This is a genomic window from Stagnihabitans tardus (genome assembly GCF_009925085.1).
GTDB classification, from domain to species: Bacteria; Pseudomonadota; Alphaproteobacteria; order Rhodobacterales; family Rhodobacteraceae; genus Stagnihabitans; species Stagnihabitans tardus.
Window position 1 is genome coordinate 1 of the sequence record NZ_JAABNR010000038.1, and the last position, 23,945, is coordinate 23,945.

At 64.0% G+C, this 23,945-nt stretch carries 38 protein-coding genes and 2 pseudogenes; 25 read left to right on the plus strand and 15 right to left on the minus strand.

What is annotated here, in order from left to right; genetic code table 11:
* Together GV832_RS20075 and GV832_RS20080 are read right to left on the minus strand one after the other, a co-directional pair.
* Positions 1-413 (minus strand): annotated as a pseudogene (locus tag GV832_RS20075) (hypothetical protein); the annotation flags it as partial.
* Entirely contained in the window at positions 385-705 is a 321-nt protein-coding gene (locus GV832_RS20080) for a hypothetical protein (RefSeq protein ID WP_168776665.1), read from the minus strand. The gene GV832_RS20080 and the pseudogene GV832_RS20075, both read right to left, overlap by 29 nt.
* Before the next feature lie 167 nt (positions 706-872).
* On the opposite strand from GV832_RS20080, the gene GV832_RS20085 reads away from it, so the two are divergent.
* The 5 genes from GV832_RS20085 to GV832_RS20105 all read left to right on the plus strand — a co-directional run bounded on the left by GV832_RS20085 (position 873) and on the right by GV832_RS20105 (position 3,656).
* Positions 873-1,175: a hypothetical protein gene (locus tag GV832_RS20085; RefSeq protein ID WP_168776666.1), complete on the plus strand. Its 303-nt coding sequence runs from the start codon at positions 873-875 to the stop codon at positions 1,173-1,175.
* Positions 1,176-1,237: 62 nt separating this feature from the next.
* A complete protein-coding gene (locus tag GV832_RS20090; RefSeq protein ID WP_168776667.1) occupies positions 1,238-1,882 on the plus strand; it encodes a hypothetical protein in 645 nt (214 codons plus the stop codon).
* A gap of 217 nt (positions 1,883-2,099) precedes the next feature.
* Positions 2,100-2,945 carry a hypothetical protein gene (locus tag GV832_RS20095; protein ID WP_168776668.1) on the plus strand — a complete coding sequence of 282 codons (846 nt, stop codon included), beginning with the start codon at positions 2,100-2,102 and terminating at the stop codon, positions 2,943-2,945.
* Positions 2,946-3,063: 118 nt separating this feature from the next.
* On the plus strand, positions 3,064-3,276 hold the full coding sequence (locus GV832_RS20100) for an AbrB/MazE/SpoVT family DNA-binding domain-containing protein (protein ID WP_168776669.1): 213 nt from the start codon (positions 3,064-3,066) through the stop codon (positions 3,274-3,276).
* A complete protein-coding gene (locus GV832_RS20105) occupies positions 3,276-3,656 on the plus strand; it encodes a type II toxin-antitoxin system VapC family toxin (RefSeq protein ID WP_168776670.1) in 381 nt (126 codons plus the stop codon). Before GV832_RS20100 ends, GV832_RS20105 begins: the two co-directional genes overlap by 1 nt.
* A gap of 16 nt (positions 3,657-3,672) precedes the next feature.
* Here the strand turns inward: GV832_RS20105 and GV832_RS20110 are convergent, their stop codons facing one another.
* Positions 3,673-4,686: a helix-turn-helix domain-containing protein gene (locus tag GV832_RS20110; protein ID WP_168776671.1), complete on the minus strand. Its 1,014-nt coding sequence runs from the start codon at positions 4,684-4,686 to the stop codon at positions 3,673-3,675.
* A gap of 40 nt (positions 4,687-4,726) precedes the next feature.
* Positions 4,727-5,407 (minus strand): annotated as a pseudogene (locus GV832_RS20115) (IS6 family transposase).
* Positions 5,408-5,483: 76 nt separating this feature from the next.
* Between GV832_RS20115 and GV832_RS20120 the strand changes: the two are divergent.
* A complete protein-coding gene (locus GV832_RS20120) occupies positions 5,484-5,774 on the plus strand; it encodes an ankyrin repeat domain-containing protein (RefSeq protein WP_168776672.1) in 291 nt (96 codons plus the stop codon).
* Here GV832_RS20120 and GV832_RS20125 read toward each other — a convergent pair.
* Positions 5,771-6,694 (minus strand): LysR substrate-binding domain-containing protein, encoded by a 924-nt coding sequence (locus tag GV832_RS20125; protein WP_168776673.1) that lies wholly within the window; start codon positions 6,692-6,694, stop codon positions 5,771-5,773. The two genes, GV832_RS20120 and GV832_RS20125, sit on opposite strands and share 4 nt — an antisense overlap.
* A gap of 87 nt (positions 6,695-6,781) precedes the next feature.
* Here GV832_RS20125 and GV832_RS20130 point away from each other — a divergent pair, with 87 nt between their 5' ends.
* Positions 6,782-7,588 (plus strand): phytanoyl-CoA dioxygenase family protein, encoded by an 807-nt coding sequence (locus tag GV832_RS20130; protein ID WP_168776674.1) that lies wholly within the window; start codon positions 6,782-6,784, stop codon positions 7,586-7,588.
* A 20-nt stretch (positions 7,589-7,608) separates the two neighbouring features.
* On the opposite strand, the gene GV832_RS20135 is transcribed toward GV832_RS20130, so the two are convergent.
* The 3 genes from GV832_RS20135 to GV832_RS20145 all read right to left on the minus strand — a co-directional run bounded on the left by GV832_RS20135 (position 7,609) and on the right by GV832_RS20145 (position 9,822).
* A complete protein-coding gene (locus GV832_RS20135; protein ID WP_168776675.1) occupies positions 7,609-8,307 on the minus strand; it encodes a spermidine synthase in 699 nt (232 codons plus the stop codon).
* Positions 8,308-8,566: 259 nt separating this feature from the next.
* Positions 8,567-9,319 carry a sulfite exporter TauE/SafE family protein gene (locus GV832_RS20140; RefSeq protein ID WP_227754568.1) on the minus strand — a complete coding sequence of 251 codons (753 nt, stop codon included), beginning with the start codon at positions 9,317-9,319 and terminating at the stop codon, positions 8,567-8,569.
* On the minus strand, positions 9,319-9,822 hold the full coding sequence (locus tag GV832_RS20145) for a hypothetical protein (protein WP_168776677.1): 504 nt from the start codon (positions 9,820-9,822) through the stop codon (positions 9,319-9,321). The genes GV832_RS20140 and GV832_RS20145 overlap by 1 nt, the downstream gene beginning before the upstream one ends.
* Positions 9,823-10,362: 540 nt before the next feature.
* On the opposite strand from GV832_RS20145, the gene GV832_RS20150 reads away from it, so the two are divergent.
* From GV832_RS20150 to rnk, 4 genes are all read left to right on the plus strand, one after another.
* The gene (locus GV832_RS20150) at positions 10,363-10,668 is read left to right on the plus strand and encodes a DUF1127 domain-containing protein (RefSeq protein ID WP_168776678.1); all 306 of its coding nucleotides are present in this window, start codon (positions 10,363-10,365) and stop codon (positions 10,666-10,668) included.
* Positions 10,669-10,742: 74 nt separating this feature from the next.
* The gene (locus tag GV832_RS20155) at positions 10,743-10,958 is read left to right on the plus strand and encodes a hypothetical protein (protein WP_168776679.1); all 216 of its coding nucleotides are present in this window, start codon (positions 10,743-10,745) and stop codon (positions 10,956-10,958) included.
* A gap of 187 nt (positions 10,959-11,145) precedes the next feature.
* Positions 11,146-11,604, plus strand: coding sequence for a hypothetical protein (locus tag GV832_RS20160; protein WP_168776680.1), 459 nt, complete (start codon positions 11,146-11,148; stop codon positions 11,602-11,604).
* 48 nt (positions 11,605-11,652) lie between these two features.
* Complete coding sequence (gene rnk, locus GV832_RS20165) at positions 11,653-12,099, plus strand: nucleoside diphosphate kinase regulator (protein WP_227754569.1); 447 nt, start codon at positions 11,653-11,655, stop codon at positions 12,097-12,099.
* A gap of 231 nt (positions 12,100-12,330) precedes the next feature.
* On the opposite strand, the gene GV832_RS20170 is transcribed toward rnk, so the two are convergent.
* The 6 genes from GV832_RS20170 to GV832_RS20195 are packed head-to-tail and all read right to left on the minus strand — an operon-like array spanning position 12,331 to position 15,734.
* Positions 12,331-13,029 (minus strand): 5-formyltetrahydrofolate cyclo-ligase, encoded by a 699-nt coding sequence (locus GV832_RS20170; RefSeq protein WP_227754570.1) that lies wholly within the window; start codon positions 13,027-13,029, stop codon positions 12,331-12,333.
* Positions 13,026-14,051 (minus strand): NAD(P)H-dependent flavin oxidoreductase, encoded by a 1,026-nt coding sequence (locus GV832_RS20175; RefSeq protein WP_168776681.1) that lies wholly within the window; start codon positions 14,049-14,051, stop codon positions 13,026-13,028. The genes GV832_RS20170 and GV832_RS20175 overlap by 4 nt, the downstream gene beginning before the upstream one ends.
* A complete protein-coding gene (locus tag GV832_RS20180) occupies positions 14,038-14,454 on the minus strand; it encodes a DUF488 domain-containing protein (protein WP_168776682.1) in 417 nt (138 codons plus the stop codon). Before GV832_RS20180 ends, GV832_RS20175 begins: the two co-directional genes overlap by 14 nt.
* Positions 14,454-14,789: a carboxymuconolactone decarboxylase family protein gene (locus tag GV832_RS20185; RefSeq protein ID WP_168776683.1), complete on the minus strand. Its 336-nt coding sequence runs from the start codon at positions 14,787-14,789 to the stop codon at positions 14,454-14,456. The genes GV832_RS20180 and GV832_RS20185 overlap by 1 nt, the downstream gene beginning before the upstream one ends.
* Positions 14,782-15,267: a hemerythrin domain-containing protein gene (locus GV832_RS20190; protein WP_168776684.1), complete on the minus strand. Its 486-nt coding sequence runs from the start codon at positions 15,265-15,267 to the stop codon at positions 14,782-14,784. The genes GV832_RS20185 and GV832_RS20190 overlap by 8 nt, the downstream gene beginning before the upstream one ends.
* 17 nt (positions 15,268-15,284) lie before the next feature.
* Positions 15,285-15,734 (minus strand): group III truncated hemoglobin, encoded by a 450-nt coding sequence (locus tag GV832_RS20195; RefSeq protein WP_168776685.1) that lies wholly within the window; start codon positions 15,732-15,734, stop codon positions 15,285-15,287.
* 77 nt (positions 15,735-15,811) lie between these two features.
* Here GV832_RS20195 and GV832_RS20200 point away from each other — a divergent pair, with 77 nt between their 5' ends.
* The 13 genes from GV832_RS20200 to GV832_RS20260 all read left to right on the plus strand — a co-directional run bounded on the left by GV832_RS20200 (position 15,812) and on the right by GV832_RS20260 (position 23,034).
* Complete coding sequence (locus GV832_RS20200) at positions 15,812-16,243, plus strand: Rrf2 family transcriptional regulator (protein ID WP_168776686.1); 432 nt, start codon at positions 15,812-15,814, stop codon at positions 16,241-16,243.
* Positions 16,244-16,245: 2 nt separating this feature from the next.
* Complete coding sequence (ccoN, locus tag GV832_RS20205; protein ID WP_168776687.1) at positions 16,246-17,880, plus strand: cytochrome-c oxidase, cbb3-type subunit I; 1,635 nt, start codon at positions 16,246-16,248, stop codon at positions 17,878-17,880.
* A 4-nt stretch (positions 17,881-17,884) separates the two neighbouring features.
* Positions 17,885-18,616 (plus strand): cytochrome-c oxidase, cbb3-type subunit II, encoded by a 732-nt coding sequence (gene ccoO / locus GV832_RS20210; RefSeq protein ID WP_168776688.1) that lies wholly within the window; start codon positions 17,885-17,887, stop codon positions 18,614-18,616.
* Positions 18,613-18,774, plus strand: a complete 162-nt coding sequence (locus GV832_RS20215) for a cbb3-type cytochrome oxidase subunit 3 (protein WP_168776689.1) — start codon at positions 18,613-18,615, stop codon at positions 18,772-18,774. The genes ccoO and GV832_RS20215 overlap by 4 nt, the downstream gene beginning before the upstream one ends.
* Positions 18,767-19,666, plus strand: a complete 900-nt coding sequence (ccoP, locus tag GV832_RS20220; RefSeq protein ID WP_168776690.1) for a cytochrome-c oxidase, cbb3-type subunit III — start codon at positions 18,767-18,769, stop codon at positions 19,664-19,666. Before GV832_RS20215 ends, ccoP begins: the two co-directional genes overlap by 8 nt.
* Positions 19,663-19,824, plus strand: a complete 162-nt coding sequence (locus GV832_RS20225; protein ID WP_168776691.1) for a hypothetical protein — start codon at positions 19,663-19,665, stop codon at positions 19,822-19,824. The genes ccoP and GV832_RS20225 overlap by 4 nt, the downstream gene beginning before the upstream one ends.
* Before the next feature lie 7 nt (positions 19,825-19,831).
* Positions 19,832-20,620, plus strand: a complete 789-nt coding sequence (locus GV832_RS20230; protein WP_168776692.1) for a DUF2189 domain-containing protein — start codon at positions 19,832-19,834, stop codon at positions 20,618-20,620.
* Positions 20,617-20,823 carry a cbb3-type cytochrome oxidase assembly protein CcoS gene (gene ccoS, locus GV832_RS20235; RefSeq protein WP_168776693.1) on the plus strand — a complete coding sequence of 69 codons (207 nt, stop codon included), beginning with the start codon at positions 20,617-20,619 and terminating at the stop codon, positions 20,821-20,823. Before GV832_RS20230 ends, ccoS begins: the two co-directional genes overlap by 4 nt.
* A complete protein-coding gene (locus GV832_RS20240; RefSeq protein ID WP_168776694.1) occupies positions 20,771-21,004 on the plus strand; it encodes a hexameric tyrosine-coordinated heme protein in 234 nt (77 codons plus the stop codon). Before ccoS ends, GV832_RS20240 begins: the two co-directional genes overlap by 53 nt.
* Positions 21,001-21,282 carry a DUF6522 family protein gene (locus GV832_RS20245; RefSeq protein ID WP_168776695.1) on the plus strand — a complete coding sequence of 94 codons (282 nt, stop codon included), beginning with the start codon at positions 21,001-21,003 and terminating at the stop codon, positions 21,280-21,282. The genes GV832_RS20240 and GV832_RS20245 overlap by 4 nt, the downstream gene beginning before the upstream one ends.
* 113 nt (positions 21,283-21,395) lie before the next feature.
* The gene (locus GV832_RS20250) at positions 21,396-21,818 is read left to right on the plus strand and encodes a hypothetical protein (protein ID WP_227754571.1); all 423 of its coding nucleotides are present in this window, start codon (positions 21,396-21,398) and stop codon (positions 21,816-21,818) included.
* Positions 21,818-22,345: a cupredoxin domain-containing protein gene (locus tag GV832_RS20255; RefSeq protein ID WP_168776701.1), complete on the plus strand. Its 528-nt coding sequence runs from the start codon at positions 21,818-21,820 to the stop codon at positions 22,343-22,345. The genes GV832_RS20250 and GV832_RS20255 overlap by 1 nt, the downstream gene beginning before the upstream one ends.
* The gene (locus GV832_RS20260; protein ID WP_168776696.1) at positions 22,342-23,034 is read left to right on the plus strand and encodes an RNA polymerase sigma factor; all 693 of its coding nucleotides are present in this window, start codon (positions 22,342-22,344) and stop codon (positions 23,032-23,034) included. The genes GV832_RS20255 and GV832_RS20260 overlap by 4 nt, the downstream gene beginning before the upstream one ends.
* A gap of 281 nt (positions 23,035-23,315) precedes the next feature.
* Here the strand turns inward: GV832_RS20260 and GV832_RS22590 are convergent, their stop codons facing one another.
* Positions 23,316-23,486: an META domain-containing protein gene (locus tag GV832_RS22590; protein ID WP_227754572.1), complete on the minus strand. Its 171-nt coding sequence runs from the start codon at positions 23,484-23,486 to the stop codon at positions 23,316-23,318.
* Between GV832_RS22590 and GV832_RS20265 the strand changes: the two genes are divergently transcribed.
* Positions 23,427-23,858: an alpha/beta-hydrolase family protein gene (locus GV832_RS20265; protein ID WP_227754573.1), complete on the plus strand. Its 432-nt coding sequence runs from the start codon at positions 23,427-23,429 to the stop codon at positions 23,856-23,858. The two genes, GV832_RS22590 and GV832_RS20265, sit on opposite strands and share 60 nt — an antisense overlap.
* Positions 23,859-23,945 lie beyond the last annotated feature (87 nt).

Genomic DNA, 23,945 nt, shown 5'->3' on the forward strand with positions numbered 1-23,945 from the left:
GATTCCACTGCGATGTTTGCCCGAAAGAGCGCAAGCCATTCCGTCCCGGAGAGCCCGGCTGCTTTCAGCGCCGGATGGCGGAGATAGTCGTCGCCCACGTCGAGAACGAGATCCTCGATCTCGGCCGTGCCACGCGGGCCCCTGCCCTTCGGGGTCGTGCCATAAGACGCGAGCACAACGAGACCAACGTCATCAGCATCGGTCTCGGCTTCATCTGCGAACTTGGCGCCGTTCAGATCGCCGCGTCTGGGAAGCTCTTTGCCAAAGTCGAGGACGCTGGCTCGAACCCGCAAGTCCTCTGTCCCTGACCCAAGGTCGATGACCTCGGCGACTGCGCCTTGTGCGGCAAAAAGCCAGAGCGCCAGCCCGCCGCAGAGGGTCAGATCACGAGTTAGGGTCCGCCTCCGTGTCATGGGTCCAGGTCGCCTTCTCGCCCTTCTTCAAAGGAACGGGAACCGTGGTCAGACCCAACTCGACCGCGAAGGAGATGAGACCGGTGACGGTCTTGAATTCCCGTGGTTCGAGCCCGCGCGAGATTACAAGAAGGGCTGTCTGGTCGCCAAGGCGCAACTGGATGCGCCAGGTGCCTTGCCAGACATTGAGAACCTTCTTTGCGTCCTCGACACAGAGGGCTTCGACGATGCCGCCTTCGGTCAGGGCCTCCTTCAGTCCGGCCTGCAAGATCACCGGGGTCAAGTTCCTCATGGGTTGGCACCTTCCGAAGCAACACGCTCACGGCAGAACATAGTGCATGTCGCGCTGATGAGAAACATGTCGTCGCACAACATGGCGCTCACCTATCGGTAGAATCCTGTTGCGTCAATAGCGGTGTTTTGCAATTCATACACATGTTTTGAAACCCCGGACTGTGCATGCCCCTTCCCCGCTACAGACGCGCTTGCTTCGTCGCCGCCACCCTGCTCACGATGCCTGTCTGCGGGGCAGCGCAAACGGTGACGGTGTTGGACTGCCTGCCGCCCGTCCCGCCTGCACCGGTGACCGATGCAGCCACGCGTGCCGAGTATCGGACGGAGATCGGGCAGGAGTTCACCGCCTACTTCGATGAGGCGCAGGCATATCTGCGCTGTCTCGATGCCGCCCGAGCCGCGGTGTCTGAAGAGATCAACCGCGTCATCCGCGACTACCAGTCCCTCGGTCCGGAGCCTGACGGTTGATCGTGCCAGATCAAGTTTTCCTGCCCCCTCCCCTTCCCGGATATCTCACAAGGAAACCAGCAATGAACTCTCTACGCGCCGCGGCTGCCGTCGCAGCGACTGCCGTCTCAGTATCGTTTGCGGCGCCGGTCGCCGCATACCCGGTCGACTGCGCGATCCTTCTCTGCCTCGCAGGCGGTTGGCCGGCTTCAGCGGAATGTGCCCATGCCCGCGCCGTCTTCATTGCCCGGATCACGCCCTGGCCGGTGGAGCCGCCGCTGCAGATCTGGAACTGCCCGATGCGGGCGTCTTTGAACCGCGAGAAAGCTCCCATGGAGCGGCTGTTCGAGATCACGCTGCGTGAGGGAGGAGAGCAACTTCATGAGTCCTGGGGCGAGAACCCTGCCGAGCTTCATCTGGCCCAAGACCAGGCGGACGTCGACATTTCCGATCCGGCTTACGATTTCGTGCGCTCCATCCATGTGTTCCAGATCGAGTACCGGCGACACCGAAACAGCGATGGCGACTGCAACACCTGGTCGACGATCCGTGAGGGGACCTACGGGGAGCAGGGAGAGTTCGCCTGGACGAGGTCCACGCCTGCCCGGGTACCGTCCGCATCTGCGTTCCGCCCGGGGACAAGCTGTTCCGACTACTGGTTCCGCGGCGTCTTCGTCGACTGGACCGACTACGAGGGCACCTACGGCTTTGAGGAGGTGCGCTACTGATGACCTGACGTGCCAGCCTGATCTCAAACGATCGAAAGACTAAGACCCCCAAAAACAGAAACGACGCCAGACCATAGGCCCGACGCCGCACTGATTTCCTCGTGGTAGTGGGAATCTAACGCGAGCTTTGGGTCGGTTCAACCGGCAAATGCCTTTGCCGGAACGAAATTTTGCACGCCTCACGGTCTGGTGTCGCCCCAAGACGGAACGACACATCATGGAACTCACCACCGGTGCCATCCTGCGCCGCATTACCGAAACGCCACTCTCCACGGCGGCGCACAAGCTCGCGACGATCATCCTCGACGGGATCGCCTGGAAGGATGGGTACAACGGACTTGAACGCGGGACGGCCGCGTTCACACTGCCGCATCTCGCTGAGAAGATGGGTGTTTCGCGGCAGCATCTGAGTCTCTTGCTGGCCGAATTGGCATCCTCGGCCCTTGGGCTCTTGCGGTGGAAGCCACACGGCAAGTTCGCCCCATGGCTCTTCCGCTTTGGTGCGGTGGATAACCTTGCGCCCGAGCCAGATCATGTGTCGGCTACAGGTGACACATCACTATCTAGAGAGTCTAAGAACAAAATGATGTTCGCTGGGAAGATCGAAATTGGGGCTGCATCCAACGTCCACCGAACGCCCTGGGGCGATCTGATCAAGGCGGCGAAGACCGCCTTGCCCTGCTGGAATGTCGATACCCAGGTTATCTGGGACGCATTCCGATCTTTTAACCAGGTAAGAGGCAACGCCGAAGTGCCGGCCGGGTACTTGTTGGGCTTCATGCGGAAGTGGCGGGCGACGAAACCCAACCAGGCAACTGCGGGCGAATTGCGCCGCATCGCTGGCCACAATCCGACGCCTCAGGAGAAAGCAATTCTTGATTTGATCAAGGCGGCCCCCATAACCAACCGGCACTTCCATGCCTCCGATCTACGCCGCGCCATCGGTTCGGCCGCCTATGCTGCACGGGTGATCGCAATCTCGGCCCAACACGGCTGCTCAACGTTCACGGCGACACTGGTTGTGCATGGTCAGGCGGTTCTGGAAGGCGAGATCACGCGTTGAACCACGAGACGAGAACGCAAGGCAGTGCTCACCACCACACCGGGTCCGAGAGGCGCGGGCTTGAAATCCCAAATCGGTTGTCTTACGTTTTCAACAACGATCAGCAGAAAGTACGACAATGCCCGAGACCGCCACTTTGTCCTCGAAATTCCAGATCTCGATCCCTAAGGCGATCCGCTCGGCCCAGCATTGGGAGGCAGGGCTTACCTTTACCTTCATCCCGAAGGGCACGGGTGTCCTGCTGGTTCCAGTTCCGAAACGCGAGGCGCTGAAGGGCCTGGCGCGTGGGGCTGCGACAACGGACTATCGTGACAGGGCCGACCGCTTCTGATGGTCCTTGTCGACACCTCCGCCTGGATCGAATGGCTGATCGGCTCGATCACTGCGGACCAGCTCGCCGAGCATTTGCCGCAGCAGTCCGACTGGCTGGTGCCGACCATAGTCCAGTTGGAACTTGCGAAATGGTTGACCCGTGAACTGGGTGAAGACAAGGCGGACCAGGTGATCGCCTTCACCCAAGTCTGTCAGGTCGTCCCACTCGACACCGAGATTGCCCTCGCGGCGGCCGAGGCCTGCCGCGCTCACAAACTGGCGACCGCCGATGCTATCATCTTCGCAACCGCCCGTTCCCGTGCCGCGACGCTCCTAACCTGCGACGCGCATTTCGAGGGGCTACCGGGCGTGACCTTCATTCCGAAGACCGACGACTAGAAAACACGGCGCGCCGTCACGCCGCCTTCCATATGCGGAAACGACCTTGCCCGGTCACTTCGCGGATCAACCCCTGCGTCGCCATCCAGGCCAGGTTGCGCTGCGCAGCGGCCCGGCTGCTGCCGGTCAGGCGTTCGGCCATGGGGGCCGAGACCAGCGGCCATTCGATCAGAACCAGGCAGAGTGCGGGCGGCGTCTTCCCCGACAGTGCGGCCGTCGCGGCTTTCGCCCGTGCCGCCCAGGCCTCGATGTCATCCAGGTGACGCATTGCGGTCAGACTCGCGGCCTCCATACCGTCCAGCCAGCAAACCAGCCGCTCGGCCGGGGCGCCACCCGCGCGCATGCCCCCCGCCCCGCCCATGGCGAGCGGGGCGGAGACTGCTCCCCTGCCCTCGCTTGCCGCGATCCGTCCAGCCGTGACCGCCGCCGCCATCCGGTCGCCGGGCTGCCCGAGGCCGGCGAGGCTCCAGAGATGGAACCCCATGCAGGCCCGGGAGATCGGGTGCAAGGAGCGCGCTGCCCGCATCATCTCGAGCCAAGCGGACGCACGATCCGCGAAAAGTTCGGCACCCTCGTTGATCGTCTCGGGGTCCCGACGGTCGAGGAAGCCGGACAGATCGTCCTCCGGCCCCGGCCCTCCCGTCAGGCGCCGGGCTGCCCACCCCAGGCGCGCCAGTGCGCCGGTATCATTCTGCACGCCTGACAGGCGCAAGGAGACCCAGAGTGCCAGCCGGTCCGGGCCAACGCGGTCGCCGACGAACCAGCTCAGATCTGCCGCCTCGAGCAATGCCAGCCGATGCCGCCATCCCTCCGGTCCGCGTCGGAAGCGGTCGTCCAAGGCGCCGAGCCGTCCTGCGATCCGCGCCAGACCAGCCGCGCAAGCGGCCTCTGCCCTAATCCAGTCCGAAACGACCAAGGTATCGTCAGGCACCGCCCTTGGCCCAGGCGGCAGATAGTCTGGCCCCTCCTCGGCAGGTCCGGGCAGAAACCACAGATCGTCGTCGGGCACCTGTGCGGGGTTCAGTCGCAAACTTCTGCGTTGATCGGTTGAAGCTGCTGATCTTCTTCCGTTAGGCAGCCAGCGCAGCCAACTGGGCAAATGGGCAGAGTCCAGGCGTGAACTGCCCCTTCCGGATCATGTTCGCCACTTCGATACCTTCAAGCGTTGACGAAGCCGAGGCGAAGGACTTGAACCCCAGCATTGGCCGAATGCGCTTTTTGATCGTTCGGTGATCCTACTCGATCATGTTATTGAGATACTTGATCCGGACCATCTCGATCGAGATCGGGCAACCAAAGCTCCGCAACATTCGGTTGACCGCGGTGATCCCAGCCGTGTTGGCTCCGCTGCGGTCGATGACGATCTTGCGGGGTAGGCCGTTTACCTCAAGGGCCCGTGCGAAGAACTTGGTCGCCGCCGTCTTGTTGCGCCGCTTCGACAGCATGAAGTCGAGGGTTTTGCCCAGCTTGTCGACAGCTCGATAGAGATAAAACCATTCACCCTTCACCTTGATGTAGGTCTCGTCCATACGCCAGGAAAGATCTGTCGGGGTCTTCCTGCGCCGCGCATTGGCGGCAATCAAAGGAGAGTACTTGGCGACCCAGCGGTTCAGCGTCGCGTGGTCCACCTGCACGCCCCGCTCTGCCAAGATCTCTTCCAGGTCCCGGTACGACACCGTGTAGCGGACGTAGAAGAATACCGCGAACAGGTTCACTTCTTTCGGGAACTGGGCACCTTTGAACGAAATCATGCTTAGCTCTCCCAGTTCCATCTGCTTCATGGCAAGACGGTCGGCCACAAAGCCGACGGCCGTCAACCGTTAGAGTTTGCGACAAAACCCGGCGCTGATCGCCGGCGCGCATCTGGGCCATCATGAGGTGGTTCGCCGACTCTTTGCCGGCGGTGCACCGCTGGATCATGTGAACAACCTCGGCTGGACCGCCCTGATCGAAGCGGTCGTCCTGGGCGACGGCGGGCCCGACCACGTCAAGAGGGTACGCGCCCTGGTCAAGGCCGGTGCCGACCGGACCATCGCCGACCGTGACGGGGTTACCCCGCTTCAACACCCCAGGGCGCGAGGCTACGACGCGAGCGTCGCAATCCTGCGCGATGGCTAGAGGGCGCTGCCGCCGGAAGCTTGACGGTCCGTGAACATCGCGGCGATGGCTGCCGTCGCTGCCTTGACGACAGATGATGTGGGCGCGGCGACCGCACGGGCAAGAATTATCGATTCGCGCGCGCTTCTGTCGGTGATCGGGATAGCGCGTACCTTCGCCCCATCATAGGACCGGTCGGTGGGAGGACACCCATAGCTGATACCGACGCCTTCTCTGTAGGCGGCCAAGCTTCGCATGATCTCCAGCGATCTGACGCGATGCGCAACCGTGGGCGACAGGCCCTGATTTCGAAAAAGCTGCAGCGTGTGGCGGTTGGACAGCATTTCCTCGAACAGGATAAGCGGTTCTGTGGCGATCTCCTTCAGGGCGAGTGTTGGACGATCGGCAAGCGGGTGGTCAGCTGCGACGAAGGCATGGGGTGCAACTGCCGACAGGGCAATGCGGTTGAAACCCGAATCCAGGCCCAGGTCGTAGGTCAGCGAAAGACTGATGCGACCCTCACGCATCTCGCGGGCAAGTGTCTCGAAATCCGCGATCTTCCAGATGATCTCTACGCCCGGAAGAGTCTTCCGCAGAAGACGTAGGATCGGCGCAAGGTGATACGCAGCCAAGTCCTCGAAACATCCCAGGACGACCGTGCCATTCACCGCACGCTGTATTGTCGCGGGGTCCTCCAGACGTCGCGCCATCGCCAGAAGCGTTTCGGCCTCGGCAACGAAGAGGTTGGCGAACATCGTCATGCGAAGCGGTGCCCCCTTCGACCGGATGAAGAGCTTTTCGCCCAGCGTGTCCTCGACCTGTCCGAGGGCCACGGACAGCGAGGGCTGCGACACATTCAGCGTCGTCGCGGCCCCAGAGAGGCTTCCTGCGCGGGCGACGGTCACGACGTATTCAAGCTGGCGTAGGGTAAGATGTAGCATAAAACTAAGGCTACATTAGAAAGTTATTATTTGAAACTATCTTTGCAGTCCCGGAAGTTCTGTGAGCTCAACTCGAAAGGTCTTCCAATGCCGCACCCGCTCATCAGTCAAGCTGACATCGACGCCTTCCAGCGCGACGGCGTGATCCTTGTGAAAGGCCTGTTCAAGGACCATGTCGATACCCTGCGCAAGGGGGTCGAGCGCAACATGGCAGAGCCTGGTGAATACGCGGCCGAGAACCTGAAGCCTGGCGAAGGCGGGCGCTTCTTCGACGATTACTGCAACTGGAACCGCATTGCCGAGTTCGAAGAGGTGATCCGGACCTCGCCCGCTGCCGAGGTGGCCGCCGATCTGATGCGTTCGGACAGGGTGCAGCTTTTCCACGACCATGTGCTGGTCAAGGAGCCGGGGACCTCGAAGCCGACGCCCTGGCACCAGGATGGCCCCTACTATTTTGTCGAGGGGCGACAGACGGTCAGCTTCTGGTCCCCGCTTGATCCGGTCCGCGAGGCGACGCTGCGCTGTGTGGCCGGATCGCACCTCTGGCCCAAGGCGGTCCTTCCCACGCGGTGGCTTTCGGAAACCACCTTCTATCCGGATGAGGACAACTACATGCCCGTGCCGGACCCCGACGCCGAAGGGATGGACATCCGCGAGTTTGCGATGGAGCCCGGCGATGCCGTCGCCTTCAACTACATGACCCTGCACGGCGCGCGCGGGAACACCAGCACGACGCGGCGGCGGGCGTTCTCGCTGCGACTGGTGGGCGACGATGCCCGCTATGTCGAACGGCCCGGCCGCACGTCGCCGCCGTATCCCGGCCACGACATGGTTCCCGGCCAGCGCCTGCGCGAGGACTGGTTCCCGCGCCTGTTCGACAGAGCTTCCGCATAAGCGGGCTGGAGTCGCGGTGCTCAGGCGGCCTTGCGCTGCCCGAGCGCCGCGGCACTGAAGCTGCAGCTGTAGATGTGGTGCATGGCATCGACGCGACCCGGAACCAGCGGAATGTCGTCGCGCAGCCAGAACCACGGCTGGGCCGACAACCTGTGCTCAAACCGTAGAGACGTGGTGGCCGACCAGAACGCAACCACGCCCTTCGGACCGAGGGACCTTGCCACCGCGCCGAGACCGCAATCCTCATAGAGCCCCGTGTTCGCCTCCCGGACAAGGGACTCGGGCCCATTGTCAGTATCCATCAGGATCAGGTCATATGCCGTGTCGATCGCTGCCAGATGCGCCTGCACATCGCCGATCAGAACCCTTGTCCGCGGATCGTCCAGCACATGGCCAGCCAGATGGGCTAGTGGACCCTGGTTCCATTCGACGATCTCAGGGATCAGTTCGCAGACAGTCACTTCGGCATCGGGTGGGGCAAGGTCAAGCACCGCACGCAGCGTGAAGCCAAGGCCAAGGCCACCGATCAGGATCCGTCGCGCCGCAAAGTTCATCCGGCGCATCGACCGCAGCGCAAGCTGGTCCTCGGATTGATGGTTCAGGTTCGACATCAGCTGGATGCCGTTATAGCAAATTTCGAAGACGTCGCCGCACTGGCGCAAAATAATGTCGTCTCCCGACGCCGTCCCGGCGCGGGCAAGTATGGTCCACGAAGTCATGTCAGGTCCTGTACAGAAAGGGACCCCGCGCGCTGCGGCGGGGGCGATCAGGGGTTCATCACTTTCCGGGGTTGCCCTAGGCCTCAGGCGATCGGGCAACCCTCAGACATTGTTTGAACTGAACCCGCACAGGAGGGGGAAGACAGCCGAAATGTTGAACAGGGAATTCATTCGCCCAACATGTCTGAAAGGCGCCCTCACGGAGAGCGCCGCCATTCCGGCATGGTGCCAAGGGGCCATCGAAGCGCGACGCACGCCGTCAACCCGCAGCTATCAGGCGCCAGAAGAAGATCGCGCTCATCCCAAAGCCCACCGTGGCGATGACCCCACGGACGACCGGTTTGGGCAGGGCGCGCGCCAGGGGGGCCCCAGCATAGCCGCCAGCACTCGCAGCCAGCATCATGATAGCAGCCTGCGGCCAGGCTACCAGACCCGCCACGGCGAACACCGCCACCGAGATGGCCGACAACAGAAAGCTCAACCCCGATTTCAGGGCGTTCATGCGGTCAAGGTCCGCCATCCCCCAAAGCGAGAACAGCGCCAGCAGAATGATGCCAAGACCGCCGTTGAAATAGCCGCCGTAAAGCGCCACCGCAAACAAACCCAATGCGCCGTCTGCCGTAACATCCCGTGCTCTTGCTGCGGCCCATGATCGAACAAGGTCCCCAAACAGAAATGCCATGGTCGCGCCCAGCAGCAGGAAGGGGACCACAACGGCAAAGGCCTCGTTTGACGAAACCAGCAGTAACCCCGAGCCGACCAGCCCTCCCGCAAGGGTGATACCGGCAAGCCGCAGCAGCCGGCGGCGATCAAAACCGCCCAGCTCTTGCCGAAAACCCAGCGCGCCCCCCAAATACCCCGGAAAGACGGCCACTGTGCTCGTGGCATTTGCCATGACCGGCGGCATGCCAGTGAAGACCAGCGCCGGGAAGGTGAGAAAGGTGCCCCCACCCGCAATCGTGTTCAGCACCCCCGCACCAAAAGCGGCAGAAATCAGCACCAGAAATTCCATCACGATCTTCTTTCCTGCAACTCCGGGCAAAGGTTTGGTCCCGACGTCGGATTGGGCGTGACCGTGTCAACGACCACAAGCGACTTTACAGAACCGTCTTCGCACAGAAGCGGCGCGCGCTGCCCAATACGCATGCCGATAAGCGTCGCGCCCAAAAGTGACGAGACCGGAATGGTTCCCCGTTGCCGGGGTCCAACGTTCGGCTGGTGCACGAGCAGGCCAACTTCAACCGATGCCCCACTCACCGAGTATATGACCTCGTTCCGGCTGACCACTATGTCTCGGTCCACTGGCCGGTGGGATGGTTCGGTGTTCACGATCCGGTTTTGCAGGACATAGGCAAGCAAGGCCCAGTTCGGTCCCCTGTCGCGTTCACAGATTTCGAGATATTCAAGAAGAAGATCATAGTCCGCCACTGGCAGGACCGCCCTGCCCCGCGGCCGTACCCGGGCGGTGGTGGCAAACGGATGGACTTCGGGTTGGAGGGTGATGCTTCTGGCCATGATTTCTCCTCGGGCGGCGCGTGGCCGCAAGATTTCTGGGAATGCGAGGAGGCCCCGGGAAGTTCAGCAGGCGCGCAAACGCCTAGACCGCCCGGGGACAAGGGCGGTTCAGCAGAGGAAACCGATAGTGGTTAGCTTGCGACACCATCCATCAACGGTATGTAGCCGTCCCGGACAAGTCAACCGATGCGGCGGCCATGCGTTGTTCCCCATAAGGCATTGTTTCAGGAAATCCGCCTGATCGGCGCGTTTGCGCCGGTCAGGCCACCGGACCGGCTGTGGCGAGATTGAAATCCTGGAGCGCAGCGGCCATATGAGCCGCATGACGATGTTCAGCTTCCATATGAGGTTCCTGCGCGCAGCAGGGATTCTACTGAACCGCCGGTAGCCCCGGGCGGCGCGAGCACACGTGCTTGGTGACGCCTCGGGGTTAATGAATCCAGCCTCTCTCGACCGACCAGAACTGGGTTGGCGCATGTGCGACCAGCCAGGTTCCGCATGTGGAGAGAAACTCAGTGGACGTCACATATGGAGAACGCAATGTCTGTCCAATACAAGCACCAGTCAGGGCAAAGCGCTGTTGTCGCAATCGACAAGGCGCCCTGGGGAACCTTCGTGCTGCGATGGTGGAACAGCGCCATCCGCAGCTGGCAAAGGCGAAAGATGAAGGCTGTGCTTCACAGTCTCGACGATCGGATCCTTCAGGATATCGGCCTCAGCCGTGGGGAAATCGAAGACTTCGTGGATGGCCTGAGCAGTGCAGAACTGCGGATGACGCCGATTGCACCCGAACCTGCACCCATGTCGCAGGACATTTCCTACGCCGATCTGCGCAGGGCCGCATAAGGCTCGGTTGAAGATGAACTGCGCGCCACAGGGCGCGCGGAGCTTCTCCCAGATTGACCCAATGGAGGCGAGAAATGATGCTTTGCAAAGCGGACTTCGAAGATATCTTCCCCAACCTTTTTGGTCCTGAGAAACAGAAAGGGCAGACCGGGGAGTCTGTCTGGCACGGCTTCTTCGCCTGTGCAGAACGACATCCGGTTTCTGCTGCTGAGGAAGTGGTGATTGCCGAGCGGGGCGCGAACCTCGAACCAGAATCCATGCCGAAATCCGAAACACAAGCCACCAGTTGACTTCTCCAGCCATCACTTCCACGGTAACTAGATGATTTTCGTTTCGAACATCTCTCGGATTTTTCTGCAAAACCGCCCCCTGCCCGGGGCGGTTTGAGCGCGTACACGCGCAGTCGCTGCTCCGGGTTTCTCACAACAACCTTAACTGATTTGAAACCACGGCGGCATCTCCGCCTGAGGAGCAAGCATGACTATGACCAGCGAAAGACGCCTGATGGGCAACACATTTGGGTATGCAGACCTCTGCCAGCATGCCGCTGCCTGTGTGCTGACGAAAGCAGATCGTCGTGCCTTGGTTGATCACATTCAGCGTGCGGACATGATCGGCACCGGCGCATTCGAGATGCTGGCCAGACTACTCGGCATGAAGTTGCTGTACGCGACGGTTCTGGACGACGGCAAGATCAATCCCAAGGCCGCCACTGGAGGCTCACGTGTCACCTATGCAATCGATGACGAGGAGCGACAGACGGGACGACTTTTCCATTACGACGAATTCGCCGAGGAAGACATCGGCATTCACGTCGGGTCTCTGTTGGGTGCAACCTTGATCGGCATGAAAGCTGACACTCGGGTTCCATTCCTTGAGGCGGACGGGACTTTCCGTCGCGCGCATCTACTCAGTGTCGACAGAATTCAAGCCTGAGACACTTCCAAAAGGCAAAACATTGGGCCTCTTGATATCCCCAAAAACATGACAACCGAGAAAGATACGAACATGACAAAGGTTTCAAACCCTGCATCAACGCGGCTACCAAAGATCCATCTGGACAAGACTCTGGTCGGCCGCCTCGAGGCGCTGGCTGCCTCCGTGATGAGGCGCTCCCCCGAGGTTGGCGAGCGCCTGATCGACGAGATCGCACGTGCGAAGCTGGTTGCTCCGAACAAGATGCGTGATGATGTCATAACGATTGGAAGTGTGGTGACCTACCGTGATCTGGACATGGCTCGCGAGCATACAGTGTCGGTGGTCTATCCCGAGAATGCCAACATCGAGGAAGGGCGGATCTCTGTCCTCACCCCGGTAGGTGTTGCCCTGCTTGGCCTCAGTCCGGGAGCGACGATCTCGTGGGTCACGCGGGATGACGAAACACGGCAACTGGAAGTTTTAGAGGTTCGGCCGCCAGTGACCCATGATTGACCGCAGAGTGAGTCGCGAGCACGCGAGGCGCCGAGCCTCGCGTGCTCAAGGTAAGTGCTTCAGACGAAGTGGTCGCAGCCCCCGGCGAGGAATGGAGGATTAGTCGCCATCCCAGGCGACATGAAGCGATCGTCAACGGCAGCGATCTGCCGGTGTGACCTATTGCGAGATGCCACCGCAATCTGCCCAGGTGTCGGGAAACCGGTTCCGATCGGGGCACGTCTTCACACCTCACGTCCCGTATGGTGGGACGGCGATGCCTGCCTCGGTCACGACGGCATCCAGCGCGATGTCGTGCGGTTGGGGGTAGATCGTCGCCAGACGGGCCGACTGAAAGCCGATGCCGATGGTGAAGGGGCGCGGCAACAAGGCCGCCAGCGTGCGGTCGAAATAGCCACCGCCATAACCCAAACGAAAACCCTCAGCCGTCCAACCCACCACCGGGGCCAGCGCGATTTCGGGCGTCACCGCTTCGACTTCGGGCGGCGGGACGGGAATGTTCCAGTCGCCACGCACCATCCGGGTCTTGCGCGTCCAGCGCCGGAACACGAGCGGCGCGGCCTTCACCTCGACCAGCGGCAGGGCGACCAGGGCACCTTCGGCGTCCAGGGCTGCCAGCAGCGGGCGCAGGTCCGGCTCGCCCTTGATCGGCCAGTAGCCCGAGAACACCCGCCCCCGCATCGTGCCGAACCTTTTTCGCAGCAGGTCGGCCAGGTGGCCGACAATCGCCGCCCCGGCGGCCTGCCGATCGGCCACAGACAGGGCGTCGCGCTCGGCCCGCAGCCGCGTGCGCTCGGCGCGGCGCCAGCGCACGACGTCGCGCGCCTGTTCGGGGTCGACAGCCAGCGGATCGAAATAGGCCGGGTCGACCTCGGCCGCCATGCAGGGCGGCGAGGCATAGCGGCCCGGGGCTTCGGAGTCCGAGGTCATGGCCGCGGGCCGGGCCGGGCAAGGCAATCCCGCGCCTCATCGACGATCTGGCGCAGCCGGTCCGCCGCCGGCACCACGTTGCGGATCGTGCCGACACCCTGCCCGGCGTACAGCGCCATCTCCTCCAGCGCACCAGAGGTGTGCCGCATCGGAGAGTCGGTGCTGTAGCGTAGCAGCGGCTGACCGCTGTCATGGGCAATCACCACGCGCGGCAGCGTGGCGGGATCGTGGCCCATCAGTTGCCCGTCCAGTCCGGCGGTGACGCTGTTGCCCAGCACCCGCACCGCTGCGCCCTTGGGCCAGTTCAACACGAAAACATCGGTGAGCACGGTATCGTCGACGTTGGCGGCCGCCACCCGCGCCTTGTGGTAGTCATGCGCCCAGGATTCCTTGGTTGCCAGAAAGGCAGTGCCGCATTGCACACCCTGCGCGCCCAGCATCAGCGCGGCCGCGAGCCCGTGGCCGGTCGTGATGCCGCCGGACACCACGACGGGAATCCGGGCGCCGTCCAGCACCGCCTCGGCCAGGGCGAAGGCGCCGGTGCGGCCATGGACGTGGCCACCGGCCTCGATCCCCTGCGTGATGATTACGTCGGCGCCGGCCACCTCGGCCTCGCGGGCGGCGGCAAGGGTGCCCACCTGATGCAGCACGAGGCATCCCTCGCGCTTGACTTGCGCGATGACCTCTGGCCGAACATCCCAGAAGAAGGTGAAGGCCCGCACCCCCAGATCCAGGCATCGCGAGATCTGGGCCTGCAACAGCGCCGGATCGGTTGCAGACGGGATCACGTTGACAGCAAAGGGCCGGTCGGTCGCCGCGCGATAGGCGGTGATCTCGGCCTCAATCAGGTCCGGATCTTCGCGCACCATCCCCAACATGGCATAGCCCCCGGCGCGGGCGACGGCCGCCGCCAATTCGGCACGGGCGACTCCGCCCATGCCTGCCAAGAGTACGGGTACCTCGCATCCCAGGAGATCACAAAGGGGGGTGCGCAGGGCAGGTCTCTGGTCAGGGCAGGGCATCGGGATCCCCCTTGTTCGCAAGATGTTGTCGCAGGTGGTCACGCAACAAGGTGGCGTTGTTGCGCGTCTCGGCGCTTGAGGCGAACAGCAGTGTCAGCACACCATCGACGGCCATGCTGGCCAGATCACGGGCGAGATCGTCCTTCAGGGTCAGTTCATGGCGATATCGGGCCACAAAGTCCTCCCATTGGTCGGGGTGGGCGTGATACCAGCGACGCAACTCATCGCTGGGCGCGATCTCGCGGCACCAGGAATGCAGGCGGGCGCGGTCTTTCGGCATCCCACGCGGCCAAAGCCGGTCGACGAGGACGCGCTTGCCGTCCGACACGCGTGCCGCCCGGTAGATGCGCTTGACCCGAATCCGGTCGGTGGCGGCATCGGGGATGGGCGGAACCGCAGGCATCAGCCCGCCCCGTCGCCCATGGCTTGCATGGCCTTCAGCGCATGGGCATAGCTGGCCCCTGCCCGCATCTCGGCGGCGACCCAGATCGCCTCCATGATCTGCTCGGGGCTGGCGCCCTCGCTCCGTGCGGCCTTTACATGGCCCTCGATGCACCAGGGGCATTGAGTGACATGGGCAACCGCCACGGCAATCAGCTGCTTAGTGCGCTTGTCCAACGCGCCTTCGGCAAAGACGGCCTTGGAAAAGGCGCGGAAGGCATCTTCGGCCCCGGGCGCCAAGTTACGGCGGCGTTCGACCATCTCGCGCGTGGCGCGTGGCAGCGACGGATCAGACATGGGCGGCCTCCGTCTCGAAAGGTGGGAACAGCACGTTGTTCTCCAGCCGGATATGCTCTTCCAGATCAGAGATAAATTCGCCGAGGCCAACATAGAGCGCGGTCCAGCTGCGGCAGGCCCCCTCGGGCAGGCCAAGACCGCCAGTCAAGCGGCGGATCTCGGCCACGTCCTGGGCGTGGTCGTCATGGTCGGCACGCATCACCGCAATCGGCGTGCCGATCCCTGGGCCGCCGCCCTTGCGGATAGCCGGGAACAGGATCAGTTCTTCCTTCTTCATGTGGACCTCAAGCGCGCCGATCATCCGCTGCAAGAGGTCGGCCAGACCCTCGGGCACATGGTCGTCGCCGAAATGCACCGTCTCGACCTTTTCGGCCAGAGCGGCCAATGCGGGCAACTGCTCGCGGTGGCGGGCGTGGAACCGGGACTCGATGTGACGGGTCAGCGCGGCGGGATCGTCAGTGTGCAGGCCTTGGGTCATGAAGGGACTCCTTCCTTTCAGCGAAGCGACGGCGTCATCCCGGCGCCGCGGGCCGTATCTTCCACCGCCATGTGCAGCGATCGCGCTATGCGTTCCGCGCGTTCGATCACATGCGCCGCCCCGGCGGGCGGACAAATCTCGGTCGCGGTCTGGCGGAACAGGTCCAGCCAGCGGTCGAAATGCGCCCAGTTTACCGGCAGCGTGGCATGGGCCGGCATCGGCGCGCCGTGGTAGCGCCCGGTCATCAGCGCGACCGAGGACCAGAAGGTCACCATACGCTCAAGATGCGGGCCCCAGTCGGTGATGCGCGCTGCGAAGACCGGCCCCAACACCTCATCGGCCCGGACCCGGTCGTAGAAGCGATGGACCAGAGTGCGCAGGATCGCCTCATCGAGGCCGGTCTCTTCCATCAGCGCGGCGGTGATCGCCGGTCGGGCCGACGCGACGGGCGGCGGGTTGAAGGTCATGTCCGGAACTCCGGTTTGGCTTGCAATCCTGTCTAGGCCTGTTAATTGGTATTGTAAATACTGATTCAGGATCGATCATGCGCCTTACCTCGTTCACAGATTACGGATTGCGGATGCTGATGCGTATGGCGGGGGCGCCGGACCGGGGATTCTCGACCGCTGAGCTGGCGGAGGACTTTGGGTTGTCGCGGCACCACCTGACGAAGATCATCCAGAAACTTGCCCAAGCCGGCTATGTCACAACCCGGCGCGGTGGCGGCGGCGGGGCGATGCTGGCCCGCCCTGCTGGCGAGATCCGGCTGGGTTCCATCATCCGCTTGCTCGAGGAAGGGCAGCCGCTTGTCGAATGCTTCGCGGCCGGTGGCGGAGATTGCACCATCGACGGCCGCTGCCGCCTGAAGGCGCGGTTGCGCGCGGCCGAGGCGGCTTTCCTGGCCGATCTCGACCGCTCGACGCTGGCAGACATTGCACTGCGCCCAGACCTGCGGCTGGAAGAGGAGTTTGTCTGACCATGCAGGCCTCGCTCACCACGGTGGAACGGCGGATCGGCATTGGCCTTGCCGTCCTGCTGGCGTTGGGGGGGCTGACGATTGCTGCGGCGGCGCGGCACGGGGTGATGGCGGTCCATGGAGCCATGGCGCTGGCGCTTGGGCTGGGCCTGGTATTCCGGCTGGGCGGGGCGCTTTACGATGTGGCACCTGCTGGCCTTGACCGGGCCAGCCGCTACGACGATGGCCCAACCCGTTTCGGCATCTGGATGACGCTGACCTGGGCGATGATCGGCATGGTCGCGGGCGTCTGGGTCGCGGCATTGCTCTATTGGCCAGAGGCGACACCGCCCTGGCCTGCGACCAGCTTCGGCCGCCTGCGCCCGGTCCACACCACCGGCATCATCTTCGGCTTCGGCGGCAATGCGCTGATCGCGACCTCGTTCTGGGTGGTGCAACGCACCTCGCGCGCCCGGCTGGCCGATGCGGTCAGCCCCTGGGTCATCCTGATCGGCTATAACCTGTTCTGTGCCTGGGCGGTCACCGGCTATCTGATGGGCGCGACCCAGTCCAAGGAATATGCCGAGGCGGAATGGTATGCCGACCTGTGGCTGGTCGTGGTCTGGGTGATCTACTTCGCGCTTTACCTCCGCACCCTCGCCCGCCGGGCCGAGCCGCATATCTACGTCGCCAACTGGTATTACATGGCCTTCATCCTGGTCGTGGCGATGCTGCACATCGTCAACAACATCGCCCTGCCGGTCAGCTGGGCCGGGGCTAAAAGCTATACCGTCTGGTCGGGCGTGCAGGATGCGATGATCCAGTGGTGGTACGGCCACAACGCGGTGGCCTTCTTCCTGACGGCGGGCTTCCTGGGGATGCTGTATTACTTCCTGCCCGTCCGGTCGGGCCGGCCGATCTGGTCCTACCGCCTGTCGATCCTGTCCTTCTGGGGGATCGTGTTCTTCTACATCTGGGTCGGCTCGCACCACCTGCACTACACCGCCCTGCCCTACTGGGTGCAGACGCTGGGGATGACCTTCTCGGTCATGCTGCTGGTGCCCAGCTGGGCCTCGGCCGGCAATGCCATCGCCACGCTGAACGGTGCCTGGGCCAAGGTGCGCGACGACGCCACGCTGCGCTTCATGTTCGTGGCCGCCGTGTTCTACGGCCTGTCCACGTTCGAAGGCTCGTTCCTCGCGATCCGCCCGGTGAACTCGCTTTCGCATTACACCGACTGGACCGTGGGGCACGTCCATTCCGGCACGCTGGGCTGGGTCGCCATGATCATCTTCGGCGCGATCTACACCCTGGTGCCGCAACTGGCCGGGCGCGAGGCGATGGCCTGGCCCCGCGCGATAGAGTGGCACTTCTGGCTCGCCGTGCTGGGAACCCTCGTCTACGTCGTGGCGATGTGGAACGCGGGCATCACGCAGGGGCTGATGTGGCGGGCCTATGACGCGAACGGGGCGCTGTCCTACAGCTTCCTGCAGTCGGTCCAGGCGATGGCGCCCTATTACCTTCTGCGCGCCATCGGCGGGGCGATGTTCCTGACCGGGGCCGTGCTTTGCACCCTGAACTGCCGCGCCACCCTGCGCCAGACCCGCGCCCGCGACCTGGCCCATGACCGCCCGCTGGCGGCCCAACCGGCGGAGTAGCCCGATGGTCCTGCGCCTGCATTACAACCTGGAAAAGCTGTCGATGGGCCTGGTCGGCGCGATAATCGTCGCCGCGTCCATCGGCGGACTGGTCGAAATCGCTCCGCTTTTCACCATCGACGAGACGGTGGAGATCCCCGCCGACCTGCGCCCCCTGACGCCCCTCGAACTTGCGGGGCGCGAGATCTACATGCGCGAGGGCTGCTATGCCTGCCACAGCCAGATGATCCGCAGCCTGGCCGACGAGATCGACCGCTATGGCCCCTATTCGCTCGCTTCGGAAAGCGCCTATGACCACCCGATGCTCTGGGGGTCCAAGCGGACCGGCCCGGACCTGGCGCGGGTTGGGGGGAAATACTCCGACGCCTGGCAGGTCGCGCATCTGACCGACCCGCGGGCGGTGGTCCCTGCCTCGATCATGCCGGCATACCCGTGGCTGATGCAGCCCCTGGACACCTCGGGGTTGGCCGGCGCGCTGGCGGTGCTGGCCCGGCTGGGCGTGCCCTATGACGCCGCGATGATCCAGGGGGCCGAGGCCGACGCGCTGGCGCAAAGCCGCCCCGACAGCGCCGAGGCCGAGGCTTTCCGCACCCGCCACGGCGACCGCCCGGCCCTGCGCGCCTTTGACGGCGACCCCGCCCGGCTGACCGAGATGGACGCCGTCGTCGCCTATCTGCAATCGCTGGGCACCCAGACCGCCGCCGCCCATCTGGCCCAGGAAGGCACCGCGCCATGAGCCACGATACCCTTGTCCTGCTTGCCAAGACCTTCGGCCCGATCTGGATGCTTGGCTTCCTGCTGATCGTCGCGATCCGGGCCTATGCCCCCTCGCGCAAGGCGGCGCATGACCGCGCCGCCCGGTCGATCCTGCCGCAGGAGCAGTCGGATGGCTGACACCACGGACCCCCACGCCCTGCCCGGTGCCGACCCCCACACCGGCAACCGCCGCATCGACCCCGTCACCGGCTACGACACCACCGGCCACGACTGGGGCGGTATTCAAGAGCTGAACACCCCCTTCCCCAGGCTCGCCGCCATCGCGCTGCTGCTGACCTTCCTCTACTCGGTCGTCGCCTGGGTCCTGTTGCCCGCCTGGCCTACGGGCCGGGATTACACGCGCGGCCTTCTGGGGCTGGACCAGGGCCGCATGGCCCGCGACGGCTATCAGGCGGTGGACGCGGTGCGGCAGGGCTGGCTGTCCCGCTTCGCCCAGCCGGACTTTGCCGCCCTGGCCGCGGACGACCTGCTGATGGCCCAGGCCATGCCCGCCGCCGCCCGGCTTTTCGCCGACAATTGCGCCGCCTGCCACGGCACCTCGGGCAAGGGCGGTCCCGGCTTTCCGGCGCTGAACGACGCCGACTGGCTTTGGGGCGGCGACCCCGAAACCCTGGCCGAGACGATCACTCTTGGCATCAACGCCACCGACGACAGCCGGCTGGCCGAGATGCCCGTCTTCGACTGGCTCGCCCCCGCCGACCGCCAGGCGCTGGCCGCCTATGTCTCTGCCCTGCCCTCGGGCACGGCCCCCGGCGACAGCCCTGGCGCCGCCCTCTTTGCCGAGAACTGCGCCGCCTGCCACGGCGACGGCGGCACCGGCGGGCTTCTGGCCGGGGCGCCCTCGCTGACCGACCGATCCGCGATCTACGGCCAGGACGAGGCCACCATCCTGACCACCCTGCGCCACGGCCGCCGCGGCGTCATGCCGGCCTGGAGCCAGCGCCTTTCCCCGGCCCAGATCAACCTTCTCGCCCTCTACGTCTCTACCCTGCCACAGGCCAAGCCATGAGCCCCGCCCGTCAGCGCCACCTTGCCCTTGCCGGCGCCGCCGCCGTGGTCGCGGCCTTCGTCGCGGCGAATGTCCACCTGGTGGTCACCGCCATCGCCTCGCAGCCCGCCTGCACCGCCCTGCCCGACGGCCCCGCCCCCGCCCGGCACAGTTGCTGAGGTCCCGATGCTTGAACCCCTTCCCACCATTCAGAAACGCGCCCCGGTCGAAAGCCCCCACGCCCGCCACCTGCCCGCCCGAGTGGCGCTGGACTGGCTGGCCGAGGGCTGGCGCGACCTTGCGCGCGCGCCCGGGTCAAGCCTCGCCTACGGGGCTGCAGTCGTGGCGCTGTCCTGGGCAGTGATCTGGGCGCTGGCGACCTGGGGGCTTCTGTACCTGGCCCTGCCCGCGCTGTCCGGCTTCCTGATCGTCGGCCCGTTCCTCGCCGTCGGCCTTTACGAGATAAGCCGCCGCCTTGCCCAGGGCGAGCCGCCGACCACCCTGCGCCTGCCACCCGGCGCGGTGGGGCAGATCGCGATGGCTGGCCTTCTCCTTGGCCTCCTCGTCCTCTTTTGGCTCAGGGCGGCCGACCTCCTCTATGCCCTGTTCTTCGGGCTTCAACCCTTCCCCGGCGCGTCCGAGGCGTTCCAGAACGCCTTCACCACGCCACGGGGATGGGCGCTGATCGCGACAGGCCTGCTGGTGGGCGGGCTGTTCGCAGCCCTCGCCTTCGCGATCAGCGTCTTCTCCTTCCCCATGCTGGTCTCGTCCCGCCGCGATGCACTGACCGCGATGGGCCGCAGCTTCGCGCTGACCGCGCAGAACCTTCGCCCGATGCTGGCCTGGGGCGCCATCGTGACCGCAGGCACCGCCCTGTCGATCCTGACCGGCCTTACCGCGCTGCTTCTGGTCTTTCCCCTTCTCGGCCACGGCACCTGGCACGCCTGGCGCGCCATCGACCGCGAGGCCCTATGACCATCGGCTTCCTGATCCCGCTGTCGATCGGCATGGGCCTTGCCGGGCTGGTCGCCTTCTTCTGGGCGCTACGCAACGGACAGTTCAGCGACCCCGAAGGTGACGCCTGCCGCATCCTGATCCCGCAACCCCCAGCGAAAGGAGATACCCATGTCCGACTGGCTTCCCAGCCTTATCACGAAGACCCCGACCGAGGGCTATGATCTTGCGGTGAAACTGGCCCGGGTGGCGATCAAGCTGACCCAGCCCGATGCCGCAGTGCGCGACCGTCTGCGCCCAGAATATGCCGATGATGTCGCGGCGCTGATCGCAGTCAGCCAGGTGGTCGCGACGCATTTCGCCACCGTCGCCGCCGCGAACGACTACTGGCGCGATGCCACATGACTGGGGTGACCGTTACAGCGCAGGGGTTCGAGGTCGACGCGGTCACGATCGCCAACGCTTTCGGACTCGACCCCGCGCAGTTGCAGGAAAGGATGCGCGCCGGAGAGGTGACGAGCCTGTGCGAAAAGGGCGTTGATGCTGACGCAGGCCGGTTTCGGCTAACCTTTCGTCATTCCGGGCGGGTCTTGCGTTTAACGGTCGACGAAGGCGGGGCCATCCTCAAGCAAAGCACCTTTGACGCCAAAGGCACACGACCGGCCTCAAATTCTCACGGCTGAGAACGCACGAAGGGCCGCGAAAAAGATCTTCGGAACCCGGGAACGATTGGGACACTGTCGCATCCAATAGTCGAGACCGCACGAAAGGGTCTCGATCAACCACGGAGACGACCATGTTCCTCAACCTGTCTGCCGCAACCCTTGGAATCGCCCTGATGCTCGCGGTCCCCGGCCTTGCCCATGCCGAAAGTGTCCCAGAGGACGCGCCGCCGCCTGCACCCTATGCCAAGGTCAGCGAACTTGTGCCGTTGCCTGACTTCCTGCCCGGCCTTGGCACGCTTTTCGTCGATCCCGCGACCCTGCCGGCGGGGCCCTTTCTCGGCTATGATCGTGACGGAAAACTGGCCGCCACGATCTTCATGACCCCGATCGAGGATTTGCAGGGCGGCACGTCCTACAACGATCTGGCAGTCGGTTCGAATGAGGTTTCATCCGTCGACATCTATTACAATGCCGGGCATCCGGGTGTGGACAAGCCGCACGCGCATGTCGTGCTGTTCCACGGCGCGGATGCCAAGTCGAGGGTGGCAGAGTGATGCCGAACCGTCGACAGGTGCTGGCGGTTGGTGGGGCCGGCGTCGCCGGTCTCATCGGGCCATCCCTTGTTCTTGCGGGCCCGGTGGCAGAGATTGGGATGCAGGGCACGTCACGGGGCGAGCATGTCTGGTTCACCCCGGTCGGGCTTGCTGTTGCGGCGGGCACGACGCTGCGTTTTGTCAACCTCGATCCCGGTAACAGCCACACCTCAACCTGCTATCACCCCACCCTGTTTGACCGGCCGCAACGCATTCCAACGGGGGCGGCGCCCTGGGATAGCGACTTCCTGCTGCCCGGCGACAGTTTTGAGGTCCTGCTGACCGTTCCCGGCGTTTACGACTTCTATTGCCTCCCGCATGAACATGCAGGAATGGTCGGTCGGATCGTTGTCGGAAGGCCGGGTGACGAAGGTTGGCACGGGGCGGCAACCGATGCGAGCGATCTGCCCGCCGTTGCACTCGACGGATTTCCGTCCGTCGAGGCCATTCTGCAGACCGGGCGAGTGATGCCTCCGGGGCAGCCATGACGCTCGCTCCACGTCCGTCCCCGGCCTATAGCCTGCGCGAAGTGGAGGAAGCGACGCTGGTCATGGCGGCGCGGGCGCAGGACGAGGCGGCGGTGCGCGAGCTTGTCCGCCGCCTCAATCCTCGGCTTTTCCGGGTCGCGCGCGGGATCCTCGATACGAATGCCGAGGCCGAAGATGCGGTGCAAGACGCCTATCTTGCGGCCTTCACCCGGCTGGATCAGTTTCGCGGCGAGTCGCGCTTTTCAACATGGCTCATCCGTATCACCATCAACGCGGCGCGAATGCGCGCCCGTGCTGCCCGGCCCCAAGAGGAGTATGATACCGTGCTTGAACGGGATGCGACCGACAGCGCCGTCGTGGTCTTTCCCGGCAACGGCTTTGAAGGCAGCGAAGAGGCGCTTGGCCGGTCACAGGTGTCCACCTTGCTGGAGGCTGCGGTTGCCGACCTGCCGACGGAATTGAGACTGGTCTTTCTGCTTCACGAGGTCGAGGGACTGGGCCTGCTGGCCGTCGCGCGGACCTTGTTACTGAATCCGATCACGGTCAGGACACGGCTTTACCGCGCACGCAAGCGTCTGCGCACTGAGCTTGAAGCCCGTCTGATGGGCGGTTTCGAATCGATCTTTCCCTTCGACGGCGCGCGCTGCACCCGTATGGCCGATCGCGTGATCGCCAACCTGAGGTGCTAGACCCATTTCGTCCGCCAAGCCGAGCGCGTGCTGCCCTGACCACCGAACCCGGCCCCCGCGCAAGGAGACCTTCCCGTGAAATTCCTCCACCGGGTCGAGGCCTTGCATCCGGTGAACCTGCTCCTCCTCCTTGCCCTGCCCTTGCTGGTCTGGCGCTCGATGCACTGAACCCGGCAGCGCGAAAACTTGCATGCCTTTTTACCTTCCCGAAACAAATGTGGCTCGACCGAGGAATCTCGGTTGCTTGACAGCGCCGAAGAGGTCGTACTTTGTCAAATCAGCTACTGTCGCGCCATAATCTTTCGACCATCAGTTCCGTTCAGGATCAGTGCACCGTCTTCGGTGATCTCGTACGAAACAGTGCCAGCCAGAATTTCCAGAACGCGGCGTTCCTGCTCCATAAGCGCGTCAGGGCAGGCCATCATGGACAAGCCCTTATCTCTTCGGTACATCGCTACTGGCGCGCCCTTCCGAAGGAGTCGCGGCCAAGACTCTATATCCATGGCCTCAGCCTTGGCGCCTGGTCCTCGATGCATGGAACCAACCTCTTCGCATTGCTGGATGATCCCATTGACGGAGCGTTCTGGGTCGGCCCTCCCTTCCCGTCGGCACTGTGGCAGGGGATCGTCGCTTCGCGCGAGCCTGGCAGTCCCTATGTTGCCCCGGTATTGGGAGACGGAGGACTGGTGCGCTTCGCCTCGAACCATGCAAGCGCAAGCGGGCCGGACGGCTGGGGCGCCATGCGGCTCGCCTTTCTGCAATATGCGTCTGACCCAATCGTGTTCGTAAGCCTCCGGTTATGGCCGTCTGACGCCATTTGCTGAGGTCAGGTAAGACGCTGACCTTATGGATGACTCTAAGTTCAGATCACAGGTTGAGGTTCTCTCTGTCGTCGACAAAGGTCGGCGGCG

Coding starts and splice junctions, on each gene's coding strand:
- GV832_RS20080 (WP_168776665.1), bottom strand. CDS start 705: ATGAGGAACTTGACCCCGGTGATCTTGCAGGCCGGACTGAAGGAGGCC.
- GV832_RS20085 (WP_168776666.1), top strand. CDS start 873: ATGCCCCTTCCCCGCTACAGACGCGCTTGCTTCGTCGCCGCCACCCTG.
- GV832_RS20090 (WP_168776667.1), top strand. CDS start 1,238: ATGAACTCTCTACGCGCCGCGGCTGCCGTCGCAGCGACTGCCGTCTCA.
- GV832_RS20095 (WP_168776668.1), top strand. CDS start 2,100: ATGGAACTCACCACCGGTGCCATCCTGCGCCGCATTACCGAAACGCCA.
- GV832_RS20100 (WP_168776669.1), top strand. CDS start 3,064: ATGCCCGAGACCGCCACTTTGTCCTCGAAATTCCAGATCTCGATCCCT.
- GV832_RS20105 (WP_168776670.1), top strand. CDS start 3,276: ATGGTCCTTGTCGACACCTCCGCCTGGATCGAATGGCTGATCGGCTCG.
- GV832_RS20125 (WP_168776673.1), bottom strand. CDS start 6,694: ATGCTACATCTTACCCTACGCCAGCTTGAATACGTCGTGACCGTCGCC.
- GV832_RS20130 (WP_168776674.1), top strand. CDS start 6,782: ATGCCGCACCCGCTCATCAGTCAAGCTGACATCGACGCCTTCCAGCGC.
- GV832_RS20135 (WP_168776675.1), bottom strand. CDS start 8,307: ATGACTTCGTGGACCATACTTGCCCGCGCCGGGACGGCGTCGGGAGAC.
- GV832_RS20140 (WP_227754568.1), bottom strand. CDS start 9,319: ATGGAATTTCTGGTGCTGATTTCTGCCGCTTTTGGTGCGGGGGTGCTG.
- GV832_RS20145 (WP_168776677.1), bottom strand. CDS start 9,822: ATGGCCAGAAGCATCACCCTCCAACCCGAAGTCCATCCGTTTGCCACC.
- GV832_RS20150 (WP_168776678.1), top strand. CDS start 10,363: ATGTCTGTCCAATACAAGCACCAGTCAGGGCAAAGCGCTGTTGTCGCA.
- GV832_RS20155 (WP_168776679.1), top strand. CDS start 10,743: ATGATGCTTTGCAAAGCGGACTTCGAAGATATCTTCCCCAACCTTTTT.
- GV832_RS20160 (WP_168776680.1), top strand. CDS start 11,146: ATGACTATGACCAGCGAAAGACGCCTGATGGGCAACACATTTGGGTAT.
- rnk (WP_227754569.1), top strand. CDS start 11,653: ATGACAACCGAGAAAGATACGAACATGACAAAGGTTTCAAACCCTGCA.
- GV832_RS20170 (WP_227754570.1), bottom strand. CDS start 13,029: ATGACCTCGGACTCCGAAGCCCCGGGCCGCTATGCCTCGCCGCCCTGC.
- GV832_RS20175 (WP_168776681.1), bottom strand. CDS start 14,051: ATGCCCTGCCCTGACCAGAGACCTGCCCTGCGCACCCCCCTTTGTGAT.
- GV832_RS20180 (WP_168776682.1), bottom strand. CDS start 14,454: ATGCCTGCGGTTCCGCCCATCCCCGATGCCGCCACCGACCGGATTCGG.
- GV832_RS20185 (WP_168776683.1), bottom strand. CDS start 14,789: ATGTCTGATCCGTCGCTGCCACGCGCCACGCGCGAGATGGTCGAACGC.
- GV832_RS20190 (WP_168776684.1), bottom strand. CDS start 15,267: ATGACCCAAGGCCTGCACACTGACGATCCCGCCGCGCTGACCCGTCAC.
- GV832_RS20195 (WP_168776685.1), bottom strand. CDS start 15,734: ATGACCTTCAACCCGCCGCCCGTCGCGTCGGCCCGACCGGCGATCACC.
- GV832_RS20200 (WP_168776686.1), top strand. CDS start 15,812: ATGCGCCTTACCTCGTTCACAGATTACGGATTGCGGATGCTGATGCGT.
- ccoN (WP_168776687.1), top strand. CDS start 16,246: ATGCAGGCCTCGCTCACCACGGTGGAACGGCGGATCGGCATTGGCCTT.
- ccoO (WP_168776688.1), top strand. CDS start 17,885: ATGGTCCTGCGCCTGCATTACAACCTGGAAAAGCTGTCGATGGGCCTG.
- GV832_RS20215 (WP_168776689.1), top strand. CDS start 18,613: ATGAGCCACGATACCCTTGTCCTGCTTGCCAAGACCTTCGGCCCGATC.
- ccoP (WP_168776690.1), top strand. CDS start 18,767: ATGGCTGACACCACGGACCCCCACGCCCTGCCCGGTGCCGACCCCCAC.
- GV832_RS20225 (WP_168776691.1), top strand. CDS start 19,663: ATGAGCCCCGCCCGTCAGCGCCACCTTGCCCTTGCCGGCGCCGCCGCC.
- GV832_RS20230 (WP_168776692.1), top strand. CDS start 19,832: ATGCTTGAACCCCTTCCCACCATTCAGAAACGCGCCCCGGTCGAAAGC.
- ccoS (WP_168776693.1), top strand. CDS start 20,617: ATGACCATCGGCTTCCTGATCCCGCTGTCGATCGGCATGGGCCTTGCC.
- GV832_RS20240 (WP_168776694.1), top strand. CDS start 20,771: ATGTCCGACTGGCTTCCCAGCCTTATCACGAAGACCCCGACCGAGGGC.
- GV832_RS20245 (WP_168776695.1), top strand. CDS start 21,001: ATGACTGGGGTGACCGTTACAGCGCAGGGGTTCGAGGTCGACGCGGTC.
- GV832_RS20250 (WP_227754571.1), top strand. CDS start 21,396: ATGTTCCTCAACCTGTCTGCCGCAACCCTTGGAATCGCCCTGATGCTC.
- GV832_RS20255 (WP_168776701.1), top strand. CDS start 21,818: ATGCCGAACCGTCGACAGGTGCTGGCGGTTGGTGGGGCCGGCGTCGCC.
- GV832_RS20260 (WP_168776696.1), top strand. CDS start 22,342: ATGACGCTCGCTCCACGTCCGTCCCCGGCCTATAGCCTGCGCGAAGTG.
- GV832_RS22590 (WP_227754572.1), bottom strand. CDS start 23,486: ATGTACCGAAGAGATAAGGGCTTGTCCATGATGGCCTGCCCTGACGCG.